General features: G+C 45.6%; 22 protein-coding genes. 11 read left to right on the top strand and 11 right to left on the bottom strand.

The window, feature by feature from the left end:
• The first annotated feature begins 38 nt into the window (after positions 1–38).
• Positions 39–809, top strand: coding sequence for a flap endonuclease Xni (xni, locus tag M9194_RS15225; RefSeq protein ID WP_250613543.1), 771 nt, complete (start codon positions 39–41; stop codon positions 807–809).
• A gap of 56 nt (positions 810–865) precedes the next feature.
• Here the strand turns inward: xni and rlmM are convergent, their stop codons facing one another.
• From rlmM to pomA, 7 genes are all read right to left on the bottom strand, one after another.
• Positions 866–1957, bottom strand: coding sequence for a 23S rRNA (cytidine(2498)-2'-O)-methyltransferase RlmM (rlmM, locus tag M9194_RS15220; protein WP_250613542.1), 1092 nt, complete (start codon positions 1955–1957; stop codon positions 866–868).
• Complete coding sequence (locus tag M9194_RS15215) at positions 1954–2352, bottom strand: DUF423 domain-containing protein (RefSeq protein ID WP_250613541.1); 399 nt, start codon at positions 2350–2352, stop codon at positions 1954–1956. The genes rlmM and M9194_RS15215 overlap by 4 nt, the downstream gene beginning before the upstream one ends.
• Positions 2342–2965, bottom strand: coding sequence for an alpha/beta family hydrolase (locus tag M9194_RS15210; RefSeq protein WP_250613540.1), 624 nt, complete (start codon positions 2963–2965; stop codon positions 2342–2344). Before M9194_RS15210 ends, M9194_RS15215 begins: the two co-directional genes overlap by 11 nt.
• Entirely contained in the window at positions 2958–3866 is a 909-nt protein-coding gene (locus tag M9194_RS15205; protein ID WP_250613539.1) for a transcriptional regulator GcvA, read from the bottom strand. The genes M9194_RS15210 and M9194_RS15205 overlap by 8 nt, the downstream gene beginning before the upstream one ends.
• A 377-nt stretch (positions 3867–4243) precedes the next feature.
• Positions 4244–5692 (bottom strand): tRNA uracil 4-sulfurtransferase ThiI, encoded by a 1449-nt coding sequence (gene thiI, locus M9194_RS15200; RefSeq protein WP_250613538.1) that lies wholly within the window; start codon positions 5690–5692, stop codon positions 4244–4246.
• Positions 5693–5831: 139 nt separating this feature from the next.
• Positions 5832–6791 carry a flagellar motor protein MotB gene (locus M9194_RS15195; protein WP_250613537.1) on the bottom strand — a complete coding sequence of 320 codons (960 nt, stop codon included), beginning with the start codon at positions 6789–6791 and terminating at the stop codon, positions 5832–5834.
• 8 nt (positions 6792–6799) lie between these two features.
• The gene (gene pomA / locus M9194_RS15190) at positions 6800–7564 is read right to left on the bottom strand and encodes a flagellar motor protein PomA (protein ID WP_250613536.1); all 765 of its coding nucleotides are present in this window, start codon (positions 7562–7564) and stop codon (positions 6800–6802) included.
• 383 nt (positions 7565–7947) lie between these two features.
• Here pomA and xseB point away from each other — a divergent pair, with 383 nt between their 5' ends.
• From xseB to dxs, 3 genes are read left to right on the top strand one after another with little or no spacing between them, the layout of a single operon-like run.
• A complete protein-coding gene (gene xseB / locus M9194_RS15185) occupies positions 7948–8184 on the top strand; it encodes an exodeoxyribonuclease VII small subunit (protein ID WP_250613535.1) in 237 nt (78 codons plus the stop codon).
• A gap of 24 nt (positions 8185–8208) precedes the next feature.
• Entirely contained in the window at positions 8209–9093 is an 885-nt protein-coding gene (ispA, locus tag M9194_RS15180; RefSeq protein WP_250613534.1) for a (2E,6E)-farnesyl diphosphate synthase, read from the top strand.
• A gap of 22 nt (positions 9094–9115) precedes the next feature.
• Positions 9116–10999, top strand: a complete 1884-nt coding sequence (gene dxs / locus M9194_RS15175) for a 1-deoxy-D-xylulose-5-phosphate synthase (protein ID WP_250613533.1) — start codon at positions 9116–9118, stop codon at positions 10997–10999.
• Positions 11000–11044: 45 nt separating this feature from the next.
• On the opposite strand, the gene truC is transcribed toward dxs, so the two are convergent.
• A complete protein-coding gene (gene truC / locus M9194_RS15170) occupies positions 11045–11764 on the bottom strand; it encodes a tRNA pseudouridine(65) synthase TruC (RefSeq protein ID WP_250613532.1) in 720 nt (239 codons plus the stop codon).
• Entirely contained in the window at positions 11758–12078 is a 321-nt protein-coding gene (locus M9194_RS15165) for a YqcC family protein (RefSeq protein ID WP_250613531.1), read from the bottom strand. Before M9194_RS15165 ends, truC begins: the two co-directional genes overlap by 7 nt.
• Before the next feature lie 76 nt (positions 12079–12154).
• Here M9194_RS15165 and M9194_RS15160 point away from each other — a divergent pair, with 76 nt between their 5' ends.
• Entirely contained in the window at positions 12155–13195 is a 1041-nt protein-coding gene (locus M9194_RS15160) for a DUF3549 family protein (protein ID WP_250613530.1), read from the top strand.
• Between the two features lie 9 nt (positions 13196–13204).
• The gene (locus M9194_RS15155) at positions 13205–13504 is read left to right on the top strand and encodes a DUF3301 domain-containing protein (protein WP_250613529.1); all 300 of its coding nucleotides are present in this window, start codon (positions 13205–13207) and stop codon (positions 13502–13504) included.
• On the opposite strand, the gene M9194_RS15150 is transcribed toward M9194_RS15155, so the two are convergent.
• On the bottom strand, positions 13464–13970 hold the full coding sequence (locus M9194_RS15150) for a GNAT family N-acetyltransferase (RefSeq protein ID WP_250613528.1): 507 nt from the start codon (positions 13968–13970) through the stop codon (positions 13464–13466). The genes M9194_RS15155 and M9194_RS15150 overlap by 41 nt on opposite strands.
• Before the next feature lie 605 nt (positions 13971–14575).
• Here M9194_RS15150 and M9194_RS15145 point away from each other — a divergent pair.
• From M9194_RS15145 to M9194_RS15130, 4 genes are all read left to right on the top strand, one after another.
• Entirely contained in the window at positions 14576–14872 is a 297-nt protein-coding gene (locus tag M9194_RS15145) for a hypothetical protein (protein ID WP_250613527.1), read from the top strand.
• Between the two features lie 4 nt (positions 14873–14876).
• Positions 14877–15320, top strand: coding sequence for a YaiI/YqxD family protein (locus M9194_RS15140; protein ID WP_250613605.1), 444 nt, complete (start codon positions 14877–14879; stop codon positions 15318–15320).
• 3 nt (positions 15321–15323) lie between these two features.
• The gene (tsaA, locus tag M9194_RS15135; protein ID WP_250613526.1) at positions 15324–16019 is read left to right on the top strand and encodes a tRNA (N6-threonylcarbamoyladenosine(37)-N6)-methyltransferase TrmO; all 696 of its coding nucleotides are present in this window, start codon (positions 15324–15326) and stop codon (positions 16017–16019) included.
• A gap of 87 nt (positions 16020–16106) precedes the next feature.
• A complete protein-coding gene (locus tag M9194_RS15130; protein WP_250613525.1) occupies positions 16107–17828 on the top strand; it encodes a proline--tRNA ligase in 1722 nt (573 codons plus the stop codon).
• 48 nt (positions 17829–17876) lie between these two features.
• Here M9194_RS15130 and M9194_RS15125 read toward each other — a convergent pair whose 3' ends face one another.
• Positions 17877–18278, bottom strand: coding sequence for a putative signal transducing protein (locus M9194_RS15125; protein ID WP_250613524.1), 402 nt, complete (start codon positions 18276–18278; stop codon positions 17877–17879).
• Positions 18279–18397: 119 nt separating this feature from the next.
• On the opposite strand from M9194_RS15125, the gene M9194_RS15120 reads away from it, so the two are divergent.
• Complete coding sequence (locus tag M9194_RS15120) at positions 18398–19093, top strand: tellurite resistance TerB family protein (protein WP_250613523.1); 696 nt, start codon at positions 18398–18400, stop codon at positions 19091–19093.
• Positions 19094–19125: the final 32 nt, after the last annotated feature.

Here is a 19125-nt window from a genome sequence, read left to right as displayed (position 1 = left end):
TATACAATAAGGGCTAAGGCCCTTATTTTTATGTCAATATGCCCATCCATCTCGTTATCATCGACGCTCTAAACCTTGTTCGCCGAGTTCATTCCGCTCAACCGGATCCCAGTGATATTGCCAGGACCGCGACGACGACGACTCGTACGCTATCTAAAATCATTCAAGAGTCCAACCCTTCGCATATCATTGCTGTGTTCGACCATGAAAACCGGGAAAGAGGATGGCGAGGCGAGCTGCATCCCGAATACAAAATGAATCGTAAACCTATGCCAGAAGAGTTACGCAAAGGTTTAGACGATATCCAGCAAGCTTGGTGGGAAATTGGCATCGATTCTCTGCTATCTGAAGGCGACGAAGCGGACGATTTAGTGGCAACCTTGGCGGTCAAAGTCGCGAGTCACAACGAGAAAGTCACTATTATTTCAACGGACAAAGGTTACTGCCAATTGCTATCACCGACATTGCAAATTCGCGATTATTTCCAACATCGCTGGCTAGATGAACCTTTCATACAAAAAGAATTTGGGGTGATGCCAAGCCAGTTGGCTGATTTTTGGGGGCTAGCTGGCATTAGTTCTAGCCAAGTACCTGGCGTGCCCGGAATTGGACCAAAATCCGCCAAAGAGATTTTAAACCAATTCGGTTCAATTGAATCTGCGTTTGAAGCGGAAGCGCTGGCAAGTAAGTATCGCAAAAAGTTGCACGAGCACATTGAACTTGCCAGAACTTGCAAACAGATCTCGATGTTAAAAACGGATATTGAACTGGGATTTAACTTACAAGATCTCAGGTTTCAAGCACCCTAAAGCAATGCAGTAGCATCTTATCAATGCTGAATAAGGGCAAGATAAGATGCTTACGCTTACCTAGGGGATATATTCGATAAGCACTGAACATGGACCGTAACTTCTTCGCGGTCATGATACAGATGTTTGGCTTGAAGCTTAAACTTTACACCGTGCTCAATGAGAAAATAGCGCAGATTTTCAATATCTTCCAATACCTCGTCATAACGCCCTTTCATTGGCAACTTAAGGTTGAACAGCGCTTCTTTTGCCCATCCCTTAATCAGCCATTCTCCCATAAGCTGAGCGACCCTAGATGGCTTTTCAACCATATCACAAATCAGCCAGGTGACATTTTTCTTCGCCGGTTCAAACTTAAACCCATCTTCTTGATGGTGTTTCACTTGCCCCGTCTCCATTAAGCCATCGGCCATCATGCCATTATCGACGGCATGGACGAACATGGAGCGCTTCACTAATTGATATGTCCAGCCACCTGGGCAAGCACCTAAATCGACTCCCCACATGCCCGATGCCAGGCGCACATCCCACTCTTCTTTCGGAATAAATACGTGAAACGCTTCTTCTAATTTTAATGTGGAACGGCTTGGCGCATCGGCTGGGAACTTTAATCGTGGGATGCCCATAAAGAAAGGCGAGTTGTTCTTTGGGTAAGAATAGCCAACGTAGCAATGCCCCGGCGCAACAAAACAAATGTGCAAAACAGGTTTGCTAGGATTATCGTTCTTATATAAGAGCCCTTTTCCTCTCATTGCTTGGCGCATGGGCACCGTAAACTTACGACAAAATTTGAGCAGTTCTTTAGCTTCATTAGTGTCAGGGGTTTCGATACGAAGATCGCCACAACGCGGTAATTCTTCCACATCAGACAACGCTTGCAAAATAGGCGAGATTCTATCGTCAGTTGGCAAGTCTCGACCTTCATGAGCAACGGCAAACATTTGTCGGGCGAAGATCAGTGAGCTGAAATCAATGTCTTTAACTAACCTGTCAGCATCCCCCTCCTGATAACACTCAAACAACACATAGCCGGTGTTATTTTTCGCTCGAGGAAATCCATACACTTCTAGGTGGTTAGCCTTATCTTGTATTTCCCCTGCACATTCCTTTTCAAAGCCAGAACGGCAATAAAGCATGACGTGTTTCAAGATTCACCCTCTTTTATATTTGATGCTGCCACGATAAACAATACCCAGCCAATCATAAAGAACAGCCCACCAATAGGCGTGATAGGTCCAAACCAGTGAATACCAGTTAAGGCCAACGCATACAGGCTGCCACTAAAACAAAGGACGCCGATGATAAAACAAACGGCCGCATTAAAAAAATGTTTTTGCGCCCGAGCAGGCAAATTTAGCTGCAATAAAATGCCGCAAGCAATTATCGCCATGGTATGAATAAATTGGTACAGCACTCCGGTTTTGAATACATCGAGCATCATAGGGGTTAACGTACCTTTTAAGCCATGAGCGGCAAATGCACCCAGTGCTACACCTAACAAACCATAGACTCCCGCTATGGCCAATGTCCATCTAGCTCGCATTCGCTACCTCAAAAATAAACTGACTCAACACCTCCACAGCTTGAGCGATATTCTGCTCTTCGGTGAAGCCTGATGATTTACTTGGCTTGAAGCTGTGATCGCCATCGGGTATATAGTGGACTTTTACTGATTTTGATAAAGAAAACTCGGCCACTTCTTCTTTTTTACCGAACGTATCCCTCTCGCCTTGAAGTATTAAGCAAGGTTTTTCAATACTGGCCAGATGCGCACCTTTAAAGTTCTCAGGTTTGCCCGGAGGATGAAAGGGAAAGCCCAAACACGCGGCAGCGGCAACTTGGTGGTGCTCTGCAAGCAAACTTGCCATTCTACCACCCATGGATTTCCCCCCAATCACAACCGAAGACGAAGCATGTTGTTCAATGACGGACTGGAAGTGCTCTAACAATTTAGGCGCTCTATCTGGTGGCCGCTTCTTGCCATCTTCGCGACGCTTTTGCATATACGGGAATTCAAAGCGAATCACTTGAATGCCCTTTTGCTCAAGGCCACTAGCGACTGCAGACATAAAAGGGTGTTCCATTCCCGCCCCAGCGCCATGGGCAAAAATAAATACCGGATCGGAATGCTTACCGTTGATGATCACGTCAGTCATCCAATAACTCCTCTTGTTCGCTTTGGGCTTTGGCTAGCATCCAATCTCTAAAGGTAGCAATGCGTCCCGTGTCGGCTTGCTTTTCATGACAAACCACATAAAACGCATTCTTACTGATTAATACTTCATCAAATGGTGCAATTAATCGCCCTGCATCAAGCTCTGGTTGAGCTAACACGTTGTTTCCTAGAGCAACACCTTGTCCATGAGCGGCAGCTTGTAACACCATAGTAGAGTGACTAAATATTGGCCCATGGTTCACATTCACCCCAACCAGTTCATTATGTTTCGCAAACTGCTTCCACTCCTTACGCGATGTGTCATGCAATAAAGTGTGGTGTTTTAAATCATTTAGAGTTTCTAATGGTTTACTGCCTAATAACAGGGAAGGCGCGCACAAAGGGATCAGGTACTCTTGATACAATTTGTCTTCCCTCAATCCCGGCCAATTTCCACGACCGTAATATATCGCCACATCAACATCATCTGTCAGTGAAGAGTCAGGAGAATCGACCGCTTTGATACGAACGTCAATATCTGGTTCTTGCTCATTGAAATCTGCCAACCTAGGCACGAGCCATTGAATGGCGAAACTCGGTGGCAAAGCGATGGTCAATGCTCCTTTTTCGCTTCTTTCGAGAACTTTGTCGGTAGCTTCGGCCATCATCGTGAAAATATCTTTTATATCCAAAAAATAGCTTTGTCCTTCTTCGGTCAGTAGAAGCGCGCGATTTCGTCGCCGAAAAAGCTTCAAACCGAGAAATTCTTCTAAGGCTTTTATTTGATGACTAACAGCAGCTTGGGTAACAAATAACTCGTCAGCTGCCCGTGTAAAACTGAGATGTCTCGCCGCTGCCTCGAAGGCTTTAAGCGAATTTAGAGGGGGTAATCGTCTGGACATTTAAGCACTCTATTTAGTCATTAGTTTTTTTTATCCGAAACATTATAAATTGTCCATTGCCTAGCGGCCAGAGAAATTCTATATTTCACCCCGCAACGCTGGCTTGAACGGCTTGGTTCTTCCCGGAATCAATTAGCTAGTGGTTGCGATGTTGTGTTTGCAACTCGATATTTCGAGTTAGGTAGTTTTCTACCATCGTTTTGTTTCTGTCATCCTCAGAAATAAAACACATACTTCCTGTATTTATTTTTGACCAGTCTGTCAAATTTTTTCGCACCGCCTTCTAGGCGGTGTTTTTTTATCTGCCATACAAACATAAAAAAGCGAAGCTATAAAGCTCCGCTAATTTTATACTCAAATTATTTCAGTACGAATCACTAAGGTCGATACACCTTAACATTGCTAAAGCCTTGCTCTTGCAAATACAGCGCTTGCAAACGGCTCATCACGCCACGATCGCAGTACAGAAGATAGCTCTTAGACTGATCAAGATCGCCAAACTTAGTGGCCAGTTTGTAGAACGGAATATGCTGTACATCCACACCGTCGATGACGAGCGGATTTTCATCCTCTTCATCAGGGCTTCGAATATCCAACACAACTGCATGCTCTTCAACCGCTTCGACCAACTCCACTTCTGGTGCGGCTTGCTGGCTTTCTTTTTCAATATCGCGAATATCCATTTTACGTGAGTCATACACCACTTTTTCTAAAATAGAGAAATCAAACTTCGCTTCTTCGGCTTCTAATTTCTCTTTTACCGCTTTTACCGTAGGGCTTTTCGAAATCACACCGCAATATTCTGGCATGGTTTTCGCGAAATCTTCCGTTCCGATCTCACGCGCAAGATCGATAATGTCTTCTTTATCCCAGTTGATAAGAGGGCGTAAAATCAATGTATCTGTGACGCCATCTATATGGCGAAGATTGGTAAGCGTCTGACTTGAAACCTGACCAAGTGCCTCACCCGTCACCAGCGCCTGAATGCCATGTTTTTCTGCAAGCATGCCTGCGGCGCGCATAAACATACGCTTAAGAATCACGCCCATTTGGCCGTCGTCGACTTTCTCGAGAATTTCCGCCACCACTGGCTCAAAATCCACCGAGATGAATTTTACTTTTGCAGACGAGCCGTACTTTTTCCATAGATAGTGAGCGACTTGCTTTACGCCAATCTCATGCGCAGGACCACCGAGATTAAAGAAACAGTAATGCACTTTAGAGCCGCGCTTAATGTGCAAATAACTTGAAACGCCAGAATCAAACCCACCAGAAATTAAGCTCAGCACATCTTCTTGAGTACCAAGTGGGAAACCGCCCAAGCCTTTGTGTCTCGCGATGATTTGGTTTAGCTTGTCACTCGCTATCTCAATGTTGACGGTCACGTCTGGGTATTGCAGTTTAACCCTAGCACTGTCAACCGCTTGGTTTAAACCACCACCCACGTATCGCTCTAGCTCGATAGAAGTAAAATCATGCTTACCGCGACGTTTGGCCCGAACCACGAAGGTTTTCCCTTCAATTTTGCTGCGGTTTAATTCCAACACCTGCTCGTAGATATCGTGCATATCTTCAAATTCAGACTGTTGTACTTCTAATGAATGATGAATGCCAGGTGTCTGGGTTAACACTTGTAGCGTTTCTTGGTAATACTCATCACTTTGAGCGGTCACTTCAATATGGTCACGACGATTAAATACCGCCACTGACTCAGTTCGCTGCTGAATCACATTACGAATATTACATTCCAAAATTCTTGTGAAGCGTTTACGGACCGATTCACTTTTTACAAAAATCTCTGGGTGGGGTTTTACAATAAATTTCATAGTTTTATTCGCAAGTTGGTTCGCAATGAATGTCCCCAAACCACACAGCTTGAGGCACAAAGCAACGTCAAAGATACTTAAGGCGCGAAATTATACACAAGTCAGGCTTGTTACCCAAGTCACAAGACGAGCGATATAGTTATTGGTTGTTCTGAGGTAGAGAGGGCACTTCGTTACTATAGGTGGGTTTACCCTGCATGATATTGATTTCTACTCGGCGGTTTCTCGCCCTTTCTGCATCGGTATCGTTAGGGCCAAGCGGTTTGGTATCAGCCAAGCCTATCACTTCCATTCTATCGTGCGGGAAGCCACGCACTTTTTCCATTTCCTGCGCGACAGACACCGCACGTTGGGAAGATAGATCCCAATTGGAACGATATAGTTCAGAGTCCACCACCACATTGTCAGTATGGCCAGAGATACTGATTATCCCCGGAATGTCTTTGACAAGGTCTGCAATCTGTCGAACCAAGGGGCGGAACTTGGGTTGCAAAAACGCGGAACCTTCTGGAAACGCCCCTTTCTCGCGGATACGAATCACCAGTTGTTGCCCCAGATGCTCCACCTCTATGGCACCTTGTTCTATCTCTTTCGCCAACGCTTTCTTGATATTTTCCATCAGCGTTTCTTGCTCTTGCGCTATCGCTTCAGCTTGTTTTTGCTTCTGGTCGGTTTCAGTGTTTTTATTGTTACTGGTAGATGACTCAGACGACTTACCACCTTGAAGCTTAGCCTGATCTCGCTGAGCACCACCTGCCCTATCTGACTCACCCTCTTGAAATTCAAGAGTTTGTTGAGTGATGTCTATGGTTTGCTGCATGATGACATCAATGGGCGTAGGCTCGGGGCGGCCAGGTCGAAACTCTTGCGCGATAATACTGGTGCCTTTGGGGATATCTTTAACCTCCAGACGGTTTTGCACACCGAAAGCAAATTTCATCGAGCCCGCTATCTGCTTAAACTTCAAAACGTCCATTTCAGAAAATGATAACAGTAGAACGAAAAAGCACATGAGCAGTGCCATTAGATCGGCAAAGGTTCCCATCCATGCGGGGAGCCCGGGAGGGGGGCATTTACAGGGTTTCTCTTCATCCGCCATAGTCTGCCCTACTCATTGTCCACATCAATACCACGTTTACCTTCATTGAGGTAATTTTTCAGATAGCTATCGATCACACGTGGGTTTTGTCCATCTTGAATAGCTAACACACCATCCATAATTAGACGGCGGTTTAATGTTTCCTGCTCACGACGCAATGATAATTTGTCGGCTATCGGAAAGAAGATCATATTAGAAAGAATAGCACCATACAGGGTTGTAAGAAGTGCAACCGCCATCGCGGGACCGATGGATTTAGGGTCATCCATGTTTGACAACATCGCCACCAAGCCAACTAGCGTTCCGATCATCCCCATTGCAGGAGCCACATCGCCAAAGCCGCGGAACACCGAAGTACCAAACTCATGTCGTTCGTCTGTTAAGGCGATATCTTTTTGCAGTGCCGCGCGCACCACATCGGCATCGTGGCCGTCAACGAGCAAATCAATGCCCTTTTGCATAAAGCTATTGGTGATTTCCATTTCTTCGAGGGCAAGAAAACCACCTTTACGTGCTGCATCCGCCATTTCTACGACTTTTGCAATAAGATCTTCAGGCTCTTCAGCTTTAAACATGAACGCCTTGCCTGCAATCTTGAATGCGGCAAAAAACTGTCCAATTGTAAATTTCATCAATACAACAAACGTTGTACCACCCACAACGATGAGAATAGAAGTGACGTCAACAAACATCATGATGCTGCCACCAAGAACCATGGCCATCACAACGAAGGCAAGGCCCCCAATCAATCCTACCAGTGTTGCTAAATCCACAAAGCACTCCTTTTGCTAAGGCTTACACGATCCCTGCCATCACTATCTAACCCATCTCGCTTATATACAATTTCAAAAGAACAGCGTTAACGGAGATAGTTTAATTATCGGCAAGATAATAAGATCTTTAACGATTTTATTTGATACTCCCTTCACACTATTGTGCTGGGGCTCTCGTTAAAATGCATATTCTGTACCTATATATACCCAAGTGCTCTCATCATGCACTGTATATACGCGCGTCCCCCTAAGCAGTAACATACCAGCAATAAAATTTGCTTAAGGGCAGCTAGCCGTTATTTTTCGAGAAATTTCCTCGTTAAATTTGACCAACCTAACTGGCTAAGGTAAGTTTCCATCACCTTCAACAATCTCTATATATTATGGCGAGTAAGAAACCTGAAAATATGTCGTTTGAAGAGTCCATCGAAGAATTGGACACTTTGGTCAATCAGCTAGAAAATGGCGATCTCGGACTTGACGACGCTCTGAAAAAGTTCGAAAGGGGTATCGCTCTTGCTCGCGCTAGCCAGAAGAAGCTATCTGCCGCTGAGCAGCGAGTCAGCATCTTGCTAGAAAACGACGACAACACCCCTCTCAGTGAATTTACCCCTGAGTAAAAACTAAAATAAAGAAGCATTCCTATGTATGAGGCTCTCTCCTCTTTCCAACAAAGAAACAACGATCAGTTAAACCACTGGCTTAACGGCCTACCGTTTCAAGAACAACGCCTGATTGAAGCCATGCGCTACGGTTTGCTACTCGGTGGCAAGCGAGTACGCCCTTTTTTGGTTTACGTCACAGGGCAGATGCTAGGGGTCAGTGTCGAGCACCTTGATACACCAGCATCCGCGATTGAATGTATTCATGCTTATTCGTTAATCCATGACGATCTTCCGGCCATGGATAATGACGACTTACGCCGCGGCAACCCAACTTGTCACAAAAAGTTTGACGAAGCTACCGCCATTTTAACGGGCGACGCTCTGCAAACATTGGCCTTCACTATTTTGTCAGAAGGTAAACTCGCAGAATATGCCGAAGCCCAACGAATCAACATGGTTCAGAGCCTCGCCAAAGCCTCTGGCGCACAAGGCATGTGTATTGGACAGACGTTAGATCTCGCCTACGAAAACAAAAACATAAGTTTACGCGAACTAGAAAACATACACAGAAACAAAACGGGCGCATTAATCAAATGCGCGATACAATTTGGTGCTTATGCCTCAGGGCAGAAAGGAATCGAGGTGCTGCCTCAACTTGAAACATACGCTGAAGCGGTTGGCCTAGCGTTCCAAGTACAAGATGATATCCTAGACATCACGAGTGATACTGAAACTCTAGGCAAGCCTCAGGGTTCAGATGAAGAGCTTTGTAAAAGCACCTACCCTGCTTTACTAGGTTTAGAGGGCGCGATAGCAAAAGCTCAGTCTTTGCTGAACGAGGCGCTTCAAGCATTGGAAGCAATACCATACAATACTGAATTGCTGGAACAGTTTGCCCGATATGTCATCGAGCGCAAGCACTAACATAAAAAACGCGCAATAGAATATGACACTTGATATATCAAAGTATCCTACACTTGCTCTTGCAAGCATACCTGAAGAGTTACGTAGCCTACCCAAGGAAACGCTACCAAAGCTATGTGAAGAGCTACGGACATATTTATTAAATTCGGTGAGCCAATCTAGTGGCCACCTAGCATCAGGGCTCGGTACCGTCGAGCTCACGGTCGCCTTGCACTACGTCTACAACACGCCCTTTGATCAACTTATCTGGGATGTAGGCCACCAAGCGTACCCACACAAAATTCTAACGGGTCGGCGCGACCAGATGCCGACCATACGTAAGAAAGATGGCCTGCACCCCTTTCCTTGGCGTGAAGAAAGTGAATACGATACCTTGTCCGTTGGTCACTCATCCACATCAATCAGTGCCGCGCTAGGCATGGCCATCAGTGCGATTAAAGAAGGCAAAAATCGTAAAGTGGTCAGCGTCATCGGTGACGGTGCTATCACCGCAGGCATGGCATTCGAGGCCATGAACCACGCCGGTGATGTTCACCCGGATATGCTGGTCATTTTAAATGACAACGAAATGTCTATTTCGGAAAATGTTGGCGCTTTAAATAACCACCTCGCTCAAGCGTTATCTGGCAGTTTTTATACCTCGATACGAGAAGGCGGCAAAAAAGTGCTGTCTAATATGCCATCCGTTAAAGAGCTAGTGCGTCGCACCGAAGAGCATTTAAAAGGCATGGTGGTTCCAGGTACCTTATTTGAAGAGCTTGGGTTCAATTATATTGGCCCGGTCGATGGACATGACGTTATCGAGCTAAGCAAAACGTTAAAAAATATGCGTGAACTAAAAGGTCCTCAATTTTTGCACATCATGACCAAAAAAGGTAAAGGTCATGAGCCTGCAGAAAAAGACCCAATTGGCTACCATGCGGTACCTAAGTTCGACCCTAGTGATTCGAAACTACCAAAAAGCAAAGGCGCTAGCCCGACCTTCTCCAACATATTTGGCGATTTCCTGTGTGATATGGCTGCGCAAGATCCTAAGCTTATGGCCATTACTCCGGCCATGCGTGAAGGCTCAGGTATGGTACGCTTCTCAAAAGAGTTCCCAGAGCAGTACTTTGATGTAGCCATTGCCGAACAACACGCTGTAACACTGGCGACAGGTATGGCTATTGCGGGTAACAAGCCGATTGTCGCCATTTATTCGACCTTCTTACAGCGCGGGTACGATCAATTGATTCATGATGTGGCCATCATGGATTTACCTGTCATGTTTGCCATCGACAGAGCAGGCCTTGTTGGTGCGGATGGTCAAACGCACCAAGGTGCATTTGATCTTAGCTTTTTACGCTGCATCCCAAATATGGTCATCATGGCACCAAGTGATGAAAATGAGTGCCGACAAATGCTCTACACCGGCCACCAGCACGATGGCCCATGTGCAGTTCGCTATCCTCGTGGCAGCGGTACGGGAGCAGAGGTTGAACAAGCCTTTACTCGCCTCGAGATCGGCAAAGGACGTATCGTCCGTCAAAGCAAACAAGCAGCAGAAGGTAAAAAAGTCGCCATATTAAGTTTTGGTACTTTCCTGGCCAATGCTCTTGAAGCTGCCGAAGCCCTTGATGCAACGGTTGCTGACATGCGCTTTGTAAAACCTCTCGATGCCGAACTTATCAAAGAGCTAGCCTCTTCTCACGATGTCATCGTCACCATAGAAGAAAATGCCATTGCAGGCGGTGCAGGCGCTGCGGTAAATGAATACCTGATGAGTGAAAAACTGCTTAAGCCTGTACTTAACTTAGGCTTGCCAGATAGCTTCATCCATCAAGGGACACAACCAGAGCTACACGAGGAACTTGGCTTGGATGCTTCAGGTATTGAAGCCGCCATTCACGCCTACCTTTCTAAATAAAAACATCTAGCCCTACACTCGCTGTGCAAGTATAGGGCTAGTTTTTCATCCTAGCTTCCAAGCAAACTCACCAGCCAAACGCTGCCAGACATCATCAAAACCAGCTTGTAACACCAGCTTTTCTTGCGTGATTGGATGAATAAATTCAAGGCGTGAGGCATGCAACATTAAGCGATGTGCATTGAACTTGTCGCGAAACAGTCGATTATGCTTACCATCGCCATGGGTCGTGTCACCAATAATCGGGTGGCTCAAGTGGTGCATATGTCGGCGTAACTGATGCTTGCGTCCCGTTTTCGGTTTGAGTTCCATCAAGCAATAGCGACTCGTGTCAAACTTGCCTGTTGAATAAGGAAGTTCAACGCTAGCCAACGGCTTATACGCCGTGATGGCAGATTGAGCTTCTTTGTCCTCTTTGGCGAACTTGTCGGCAATCTTGTCTAATTCTACTTTCAGCGGATAATCCAGCACGTCTTCAGTTTCTATCCAACCTCTTACGATAGCGTGATAAGTTTTCTCCATATCATGCTCGGCAAACATGGGCATCACTTGCGCTGCGACTTCTGAAGACAAAGCAAATACCAATACGCCCGAGGTTGGCCTATCTAACCGGTGCAGAGGAAAAACATGTTGGCCAATTTGATCGCGCAGGGTTTGCATGACAAACACCGTTTCATGTTTATCTAACCAGCTTCGGTGTACCAGCATGCCCGCTGGCTTGTTCACCGCAACCAGATACTCATCTTGGTAGATAATCTCTAACATGATGCACTGCCTCTATCGATATCTTGCAATATACTGATGACCAGATTTAGATGCGGTTTATCTAGCCAAACTTGTTCAAAGTAGGGTGAGATGGCCATGCCACTGGGTAATGTCTGTTCATTTTTCAGCAACTCGCGCATTTTGGGGATAAATATCCATTGCAGCCACTCATGAGCGTCTAACGTATCGATGGCAAAAGGTTGCTGGCTGGCCAGCTTATCCATCGTGGGAGCGCGCTCCTGCCATAGCTGAGCGGCGTTGAGCTCAAGTTCCAGCCTCGTCAGCAACTCGCTGAGCTTTTCATGTTGTGTCATCTGAATTAATTGTTTCCTTGAAATTAGGCCAAATGATACCATCTATGTTTCCAAGAATCTTAAACTACGTTTACGAATGAACAACATCCACACTCTTACAGATCTTCTCAAAAATAGCGGTTGCCAATATTTAATTTATGACCTTGGACGTCGAGTTCAGCCCATTAGTCATAGCGATTTTAACCGTATTGAGCTTGGTCAACAGGCTTACCCCTACCCAGTAATGCGTACCGCACAACTTGCTATCGCTTACTGGAATGAAACTCGTCAGCCGTGGATTTGGTTTTTAAAATTTGAGCTTGACGAAAGAGGCCTGCTCAAGCTCTCTGATATAGGCAATTTTATCAAATATGTGGTCGAGGCGATGGGCACCCATTTGAGTCAAGATATGTCGGACGAGCAGCAAGAAAAACTGGCCAACAATCCCTATACCTTCAAGCCTGTTGAAGACAAAATGGCGGTTTATCATAGTAAAATACGTGCAAGCTTAGAACTCGCGCATAGTCACTACTATGACCATGCTCAGCAATACTTCTCCGGCGAGCTTGGGTGGCAAAACTGGCAAACAGTGGGATTGCAAGGGATCACAGACATCTGTACTAGGCTGCCCCATCAACAAAATAGCGCGAATCTTGTAAGAGCATTAAAACAACTGCCCAATGAGCCACTCTATGCGTTGCTAGGCGTTTTGGAACATTGCGATCTTCCTGACCGGTTGGCTGAACCTCTGTCGGATATGGCGCGTGAGCAAATAGACAGTAAAGATGTGGATTTGTTTTTATTATCAGCCTTAACACGGGCGCTAGCCGGAGCGGATAACCAGTTTTCATCACCTATTTTACAAACGATACTGGCAAGCCCTATGCTAAGTCATCAAGAGGTATTGATCGCCATCGCAGGCCGTTGCTGGCGCAACCTTGCAGACTCAAATTTAGCAGAGCAGTTTCTCATTAGACTCGCCGAGACCAACAACCAAGCCTTGTTTAACCAGCTATTTGCTGATCTCGTCATGCTTCCCGAACTGAGGGTCATTTTGCTGCCTCTACTGCATTCGTCGCCAACAGAAGAACTCGCCAATGCGTTAACCAAAATGCAGCAAGCAACTAAGAATCACTAGGCTCGATATATGCTCGATAATCTGATCGTTTTTTTCATCTTATTCTTGATTTGCTTTTTGTTTTGGCAGCAGCGCAAACAAGCAGAAATAGCCAAATTGGCTATTTCCAACAAGTGTAAGCAATTGGAGTTACAACTGGTCAGTGTCGCGTTGGGCCGCCATAGCCTAAAAGACGAACAAGGGCTATGGCGTTGGCGCACTATCTATCAATTTGAATTTTCTTCCCTTGGCGATGACTGCTACCAAGGTCAGCTAGTCATGAAAGGCTTTAGGCCATTGAAATTTCATCTACCACCACATCGCGTGTAAATTCGTATTCATAGTACGGCCCATATTTATCAAAGCGCTGTCCCGTGCGCTTAAAGCCTAAATTGTTCAGCACCGCTATCGACGCGTAGTGGTCGACATTTGCTGTTGCAACGACATTAGATAATTGTTTTTCTTCACAAACTCGAGGAAAGAACGCACTCAATGACTCCGTTGCAATACCTTTCCCCCAGTAAGCACTATCAAATATAAAGCCAAGTTCAGGGCGAGCGTCTAAGTTGCTGACGAAGATGTGCCCCATATACTCGCGAGACCTATTATCAAGTACTGCCATACTGTATATATTGGTGTTGTGCAGCATTTCTCGAAACAGTGCTTTGGCCGATGCAAGGGTATGCGGACCGTTCATTTCTGCTCGATTGGTCGAGCAACAGTTGAGAAGTAAAAATTCAGATTGCAGAGATTCGCTGTAGGGTATGATCAACGTCCTGTTCGTCACTATAGCCATATTGTCTCCCTCAATATTTGCTCTATATTCAGACCACTAGCTAGCGTAAATAGTTCATCAGAAAAGAAATTTTTTGGCTTAATATCAAATGCATACTGCAAACCATGTATATAGTTAAACCTATCAGTAATTAAACAGAAAGCCCCAGCCTTTACGCTGGGGCAATCGCATTAATGATGTCACCTGTTACCAAAGTCACGTCCTTATCATTCAGTAACATTGAATCCCTTAACCAAATGCGTCTCGCCATCCTAGCGGTGTCCTTTGCTCCTTATGATCAGCGACTCCTGCTGACCCTCATCGCCGATCCTAAGCGGTGTCCCATAGCTTGTTCGATTCGTTATCCCAACTCCATCTAGAATCAACCGTTAAAATGTACCTAATTTTTACGCGCAAGCAATCGCACAAAATCACACTTTATTTGATGTTTACAATAAATTTTCATTCAAGCTTCCTTATATCAGTAGCTTAACAAATACCGTCGGCTTTTCGCATAGCGAATAACACGATAACTCCTACACACGCCATCCGTTATCTCTTACAATCCAATCATGAAATAATGATGACGACTTGGGCCTCGCCTCAACCTGTCAAAGGATCGCACCATGCTTACAAAAGATGTCTCAAATGAACTAGAGTCCATCATTGAATCTTTGGTAAACCAAGGAAAGAAACCCACTGTGGCACTAGTAAAAACTCGACTGACTACCCCGATTCCCATGCCAGCGATTATCGCCACCATCAAAACTTGGCAAAGTAGCCAGCGCGTACCAAAAGTAGAAGTTGCAGCAAACGAAACGCTCGATAAAATGTCCATGCTCGAACAGCAAGTCCTGTCATTGACACAGCGAATCGCTGAGTTGGAAGCCCAACTAGAAACGCTTATCAATAAAGAGAAATAGTATGATGAAATTATGGGTAGATGCTGATGCATGCCCCAAGGTGATTCGTGAAACCATCGTTCGCGCTGCAGAGCGCACTGGCATTGAATGTACCTTTATCGCCAACCATAACGTCCCTGTACCCAAACGTGCCAATATCCACTCTATCCAAGTGCCAAGTGGTTTCGATATTGCAGACAATGAAATTGTTAAACGTACTCAAGCTGGCGACTTAATTATCACATCCGATATCCCATTGGCCGATGAAGTGATCAGCAAAGGTGCTACAGCGTTAAGCCCACGCGGTGAGCTGTATACTAAAGAAACCATTAAAGCTCGACTCAATATTCGCGATTTTATGGACACCATGCGCTCTAGTGGCATTCAAACTGGTGGGCCAGGCGCGTTATCTCAAACCGAGCGCCGTGAGTTTGCCAATCATCTCGACCGCATTTTGGCAAAACGATAGCGCATGCACACCATCTCTCCTATTGGTTTTATTGAAAGCCCGTACAAAGAAAAATTCTCCGTTCCAAGACAGCCTCGATTGGTGACCAGCGCACGCGCTCGTATCAAGCTAACAGGGGAAGCAAACTGCCCAGAGTCCATTCGTGGCATAGAACAATTTAGCCATCTATGGCTGCTATTTTTGTTCGATAAAAATTTAGATGCAGGATGGAAGCCAACCGTTCGCCCACCACGATTAGGCGGTAACGAAAGAATCGGTGTATTGGCTTCACGTGCAACATTTCGCCCAAACGGTATTGGCATGTCCGCGGTTGAGCTTAACGGCACATCACACTCCGGTAGCCAGCATTACCTAGAGCTTGGCAGCGTGGATTTAGTTGACGGTACACCTATTATCGACATCAAGCCGTACCTGCCCTATTCTGACGCGATACCAGATGCCAAAGGCGGATACGCCCAAGACAAGCCTACTCTACTCTTGGTCCACTTTTCTATATCTGCCACCGCCCTGCTTGACCTTCGCCCCAATGGGCAACACGAGAAACACGTTATTGAACAAGTCTTGGCACAAGATCCTCGACCAGCCTATAAAAAAGGCAAAGTCGACAGCAAAGAATATGCAGTTTATTTGTTCGATTTAAACGTCAGATTTAGCGTTGATGGAAATTTGATTACCGTTAACGCGATTGACCCCTTTTGACAAAGACGAATGGCTGATATTATTGTTCGCTTACTCTATTCCCATGATGGGAATGTCCTTTAACTCCTAAATGAACGGATACCCTAAATGCGTACCAGTAAATACCTTCTTTCTACTTTGAAGGAGACTCCAAACGACGCCGTAGTTGTTAGCCATCAACTCATGCTACGTGCAGGTATGATCCGTAAGCTGGCTTCAGGTTTATATACTTGGCTACCTACTGGTCTGCGTGTACTGCGTAAAATCGAAAACATCGTTCGTCAAGAAATCGACAATGCTGGTGCAGTTGAGACCTTGATGCCCGTTGTTCAACCGTTTGAACTATGGGAAGAGACAGGTCGATCTGAAAAGATGGGCGCTGAGCTACTTCGCTTTACTGATCGCCATACCAATCCGTTTGTTCTGAGCCCAACCGCTGAAGAAGTGATCACCAGCCTTGTACGAAACGAAGTGAACTCTTACAAACAGCTTCCGTTGAACCTATACCAAATCCAAACCAAATTCCGCGATGAAGTTCGTCCGCGTTTTGGTGTCATGCGCTCCCGTGAGTTCTCAATGATGGATGCGTATAGCTTTGATATCGATAAACAAGGCTTGCAGCAATCTTTTGATGACATGCACGATGCCTATTGTAGAGCCTTTGACCGCATGGGCCTTGATTATCGCCCAGTGTTAGCAGATTCAGGTGCGATTGGTGGCAGTGGATCTAAAGAGTTCCATGTACTGGCTGAAAGTGGCGAAGACCTTATTGCTTTCTCTTCAGAATCTGACTACGCCGCCAACATCGAAAAAGCAGAAGCATTAGCGCCAGCGGCTGAAAAACCAGCACCAACGCAAGACATGACGTTGGTCGACACGCCAAATGCAAAAACCATTGCCGAGCTTGTTGAACAATTTGGCCTGCCTATTGAGAAAACGGTAAAAACGCTGTTTGTCAAAGCTTCAGAAGAGGTGGACGCGCCGCTTATCGGGCTCATCGTTCGTGGCGACCACGAGCTCAATGAAGTCAAAGCCGAAAATCTAAAAGAAGTCGCTGCGCCTTTAGAAATGGCGACAGAAGAAGAAATACGCTCAATCATTGGAGCTGGACCAGGTTCACTAGGACCGGTCGATCTTAAAATGCCATTTATCGTTGATCGCAGCGTCGCTGTGATGAGCGACTTTGGCGCAGGTGCTAACGTGGATGACAAGCACTACTTTGGCATCAACTGGGGCCGTGATGTCGAGCTAGGCCAAGTTGAAGATCTGCGTAGCGTAGTCGAGGGCGACCCGAGCCCTTGTGGTCAAGGTACCATCTTGCTAAAACGCGGTATCGAAGTGGGCCATATTTTCCAATTAGGTACCATCTACTCAGAAAAGATGAACTGTGGCGTACTTGGCCCTGATGGTAAGAATGTCACTCTAGAAATGGGCTGCTACGGCATTGGTATCACTCGTGTTGTTGCATCAGCAATCGAACAAAACCACGATAAGTACGGCATCATCTGGCCAGATGCGATTGCACCTTTCCAAGTGGCTATCGTACCAATGAACATGCACAAGTCAGAGGAAGTGAAGCAAGCGGCAGAAAAGCTGTATAACGAACTTTCTGAGCTGGGTATCGAAGTCTTATTTGACGATCGTAAAGAGCGCCCAGGTGTTATGTTCTCAGATATGGAACTTATCGGCGTGCCTCATACTATTGTTATCGGTGACCGCAGTATGAAAGAAGGTAACTTTGAGTATAAAAACCGTCGCAGCGGCGAAAAATCAGCCATTGCAATGACCGATGTTGTCGAATATGTCAAGACCCAGCTAAAGCTAGCGTAATCGAATCCGTGCAACACTCTAAAAGCTGCCCCTAAGTGGGCAGCTTTTTCATTTCACCTTTTCAGTAAACTCGCCGCACCGCTTGCAAAGATACCCATGTCTATAAAAGAAAAGTGGAAAACCTAACAGTATAAAAACGATAAACGCTGGTTTTTTGCCCTGAGTAAACGGCTCAAGCTTTTCGCTGCCGCAGTTCGGACAGTGATCAATTCCTAATTCATCCTCTTGATAAACCACACTGTCAGAAAAATCCGTATTAAGCAGTGTAAGAGCACTATCTACATCGCTTTCTCTAACGAGTAACCGCACTCCACCCATAGCATTTGAATACAGCCATTGCATGTTAATAGTATGCTCATCAGCAATAAAACTGTCGATCCCTGCTGCCTCTAGACTTGCTTTAGCAATATACGCTTCATGAGGAAAAGAAAAACTTGCAACCGTGATCATTAAAACACCCAATTGTCCTTTTTATAACCACTTTTATACTCTATCAATTTATACCAAGTGTTAATTTTCCGTTCATTTCGCCTTTGCTACACTGCCTTTAACATAACAGGAGGTAGTTTATGAATCTAAAGAGTCTTCTTAATCAAGCTTTAAACTCCGATATCGTTCGTCAGGGTCAAGAGCAAATAAAAACCCAATCCGCCAATTTGAAAAATAACCCAGACACCCTGAAAACCTTAGGGGCTGGCGCACTCGGTGGCGGTATCATTGGCCTGCTGATGGGCTCCAAGAAAACCCAAAAAATGGGCAAAAGTGCATTGAAAGTTGGTGGAGCCGCGGCCCTAGGCGCACTAGCGTATAAGGTCTATCGTGACTATCAAAACAAACAGCCTTCTGATTCAACCGCAAGCCAATCTCCTTCAGAGCAACTCGCCGCTCCCGAGCATTTCGATGCCAATGACGACATTCATAACGTCCTGATCATCAAATCCATGATCGCGGCGGCCAAAGCCGACGGCCATGTAGACGATCAAGAAATGGCAAGCATTGAAGAGACATTACAAGGCATCGGCGCTGACGAACATGTCAGAGCCTTGGTAAAGGATGAGCTCAATAAGCCATTAGACCCAGCAGAAATCGCAAAGCTAGCGGCTTCTCCTGAACAAGCCTCCGAGATCTACCTTGCCTCGTTAATTGTGGTCGATGAACAAAACTTTATGGAGAAAGCGTATCTTAAAGAGCTCGCCAACCAATTAAACTTGGCTCCCGAAGTGATCGAACAATTAGAGCTTCAATTGAAAGAGCAGTCTCACTAACCTCGTAATCCCTAGGGCCACTATGAATTAGT

It is taken from the genome of Vibrio sinus, assembly GCF_023634645.1.
GTDB lineage: Bacteria > Pseudomonadota > Gammaproteobacteria > Enterobacterales > Vibrionaceae > Vibrio > Vibrio sinus.
This window is presented reverse-complemented; position numbering and strand designations above follow the sequence as displayed.

Bases quoted from the DNA above. Each gene is read 5' to 3' on its own strand.
- truC (WP_250613532.1), bottom strand. From the start codon at position 11,764: ATGTTAGAGATTATCTACCAAGATGAGTATCTGGTTGCGGTGAACAAG.
- M9194_RS15205 (WP_250613539.1), bottom strand. From the start codon at position 3,866: ATGTCCAGACGATTACCCCCTCTAAATTCGCTTAAAGCCTTCGAGGCA.
- M9194_RS15125 (WP_250613524.1), bottom strand. From the start codon at position 18,278: ATGATCACGGTTGCAAGTTTTTCTTTTCCTCATGAAGCGTATATTGCT.
- M9194_RS15130 (WP_250613525.1), top strand. From the start codon at position 16,107: ATGCGTACCAGTAAATACCTTCTTTCTACTTTGAAGGAGACTCCAAAC.
- tsaA (WP_250613526.1), top strand. From the start codon at position 15,324: ATGCACACCATCTCTCCTATTGGTTTTATTGAAAGCCCGTACAAAGAA.
- M9194_RS15195 (WP_250613537.1), bottom strand. From the start codon at position 6,791: ATGGCGGATGAAGAGAAACCCTGTAAATGCCCCCCTCCCGGGCTCCCC.
- M9194_RS15160 (WP_250613530.1), top strand. From the start codon at position 12,155: ATGAACAACATCCACACTCTTACAGATCTTCTCAAAAATAGCGGTTGC.
- xseB (WP_250613535.1), top strand. From the start codon at position 7,948: ATGGCGAGTAAGAAACCTGAAAATATGTCGTTTGAAGAGTCCATCGAA.
- M9194_RS15120 (WP_250613523.1), top strand. From the start codon at position 18,398: ATGAATCTAAAGAGTCTTCTTAATCAAGCTTTAAACTCCGATATCGTT.
- M9194_RS15140 (WP_250613605.1), top strand. From the start codon at position 14,877: ATGAAATTATGGGTAGATGCTGATGCATGCCCCAAGGTGATTCGTGAA.
- dxs (WP_250613533.1), top strand. From the start codon at position 9,116: ATGACACTTGATATATCAAAGTATCCTACACTTGCTCTTGCAAGCATA.
- M9194_RS15155 (WP_250613529.1), top strand. From the start codon at position 13,205: ATGCTCGATAATCTGATCGTTTTTTTCATCTTATTCTTGATTTGCTTT.
- xni (WP_250613543.1), top strand. From the start codon at position 39: ATGCCCATCCATCTCGTTATCATCGACGCTCTAAACCTTGTTCGCCGA.
- M9194_RS15165 (WP_250613531.1), bottom strand. From the start codon at position 12,078: ATGACACAACATGAAAAGCTCAGCGAGTTGCTGACGAGGCTGGAACTT.
- M9194_RS15150 (WP_250613528.1), bottom strand. From the start codon at position 13,970: ATGGCTATAGTGACGAACAGGACGTTGATCATACCCTACAGCGAATCT.
- ispA (WP_250613534.1), top strand. From the start codon at position 8,209: ATGTATGAGGCTCTCTCCTCTTTCCAACAAAGAAACAACGATCAGTTA.
- M9194_RS15210 (WP_250613540.1), bottom strand. From the start codon at position 2,965: ATGACTGACGTGATCATCAACGGTAAGCATTCCGATCCGGTATTTATT.
- M9194_RS15215 (WP_250613541.1), bottom strand. From the start codon at position 2,352: ATGCGAGCTAGATGGACATTGGCCATAGCGGGAGTCTATGGTTTGTTA.
- M9194_RS15145 (WP_250613527.1), top strand. From the start codon at position 14,576: ATGCTTACAAAAGATGTCTCAAATGAACTAGAGTCCATCATTGAATCT.
- thiI (WP_250613538.1), bottom strand. From the start codon at position 5,692: ATGAAATTTATTGTAAAACCCCACCCAGAGATTTTTGTAAAAAGTGAA.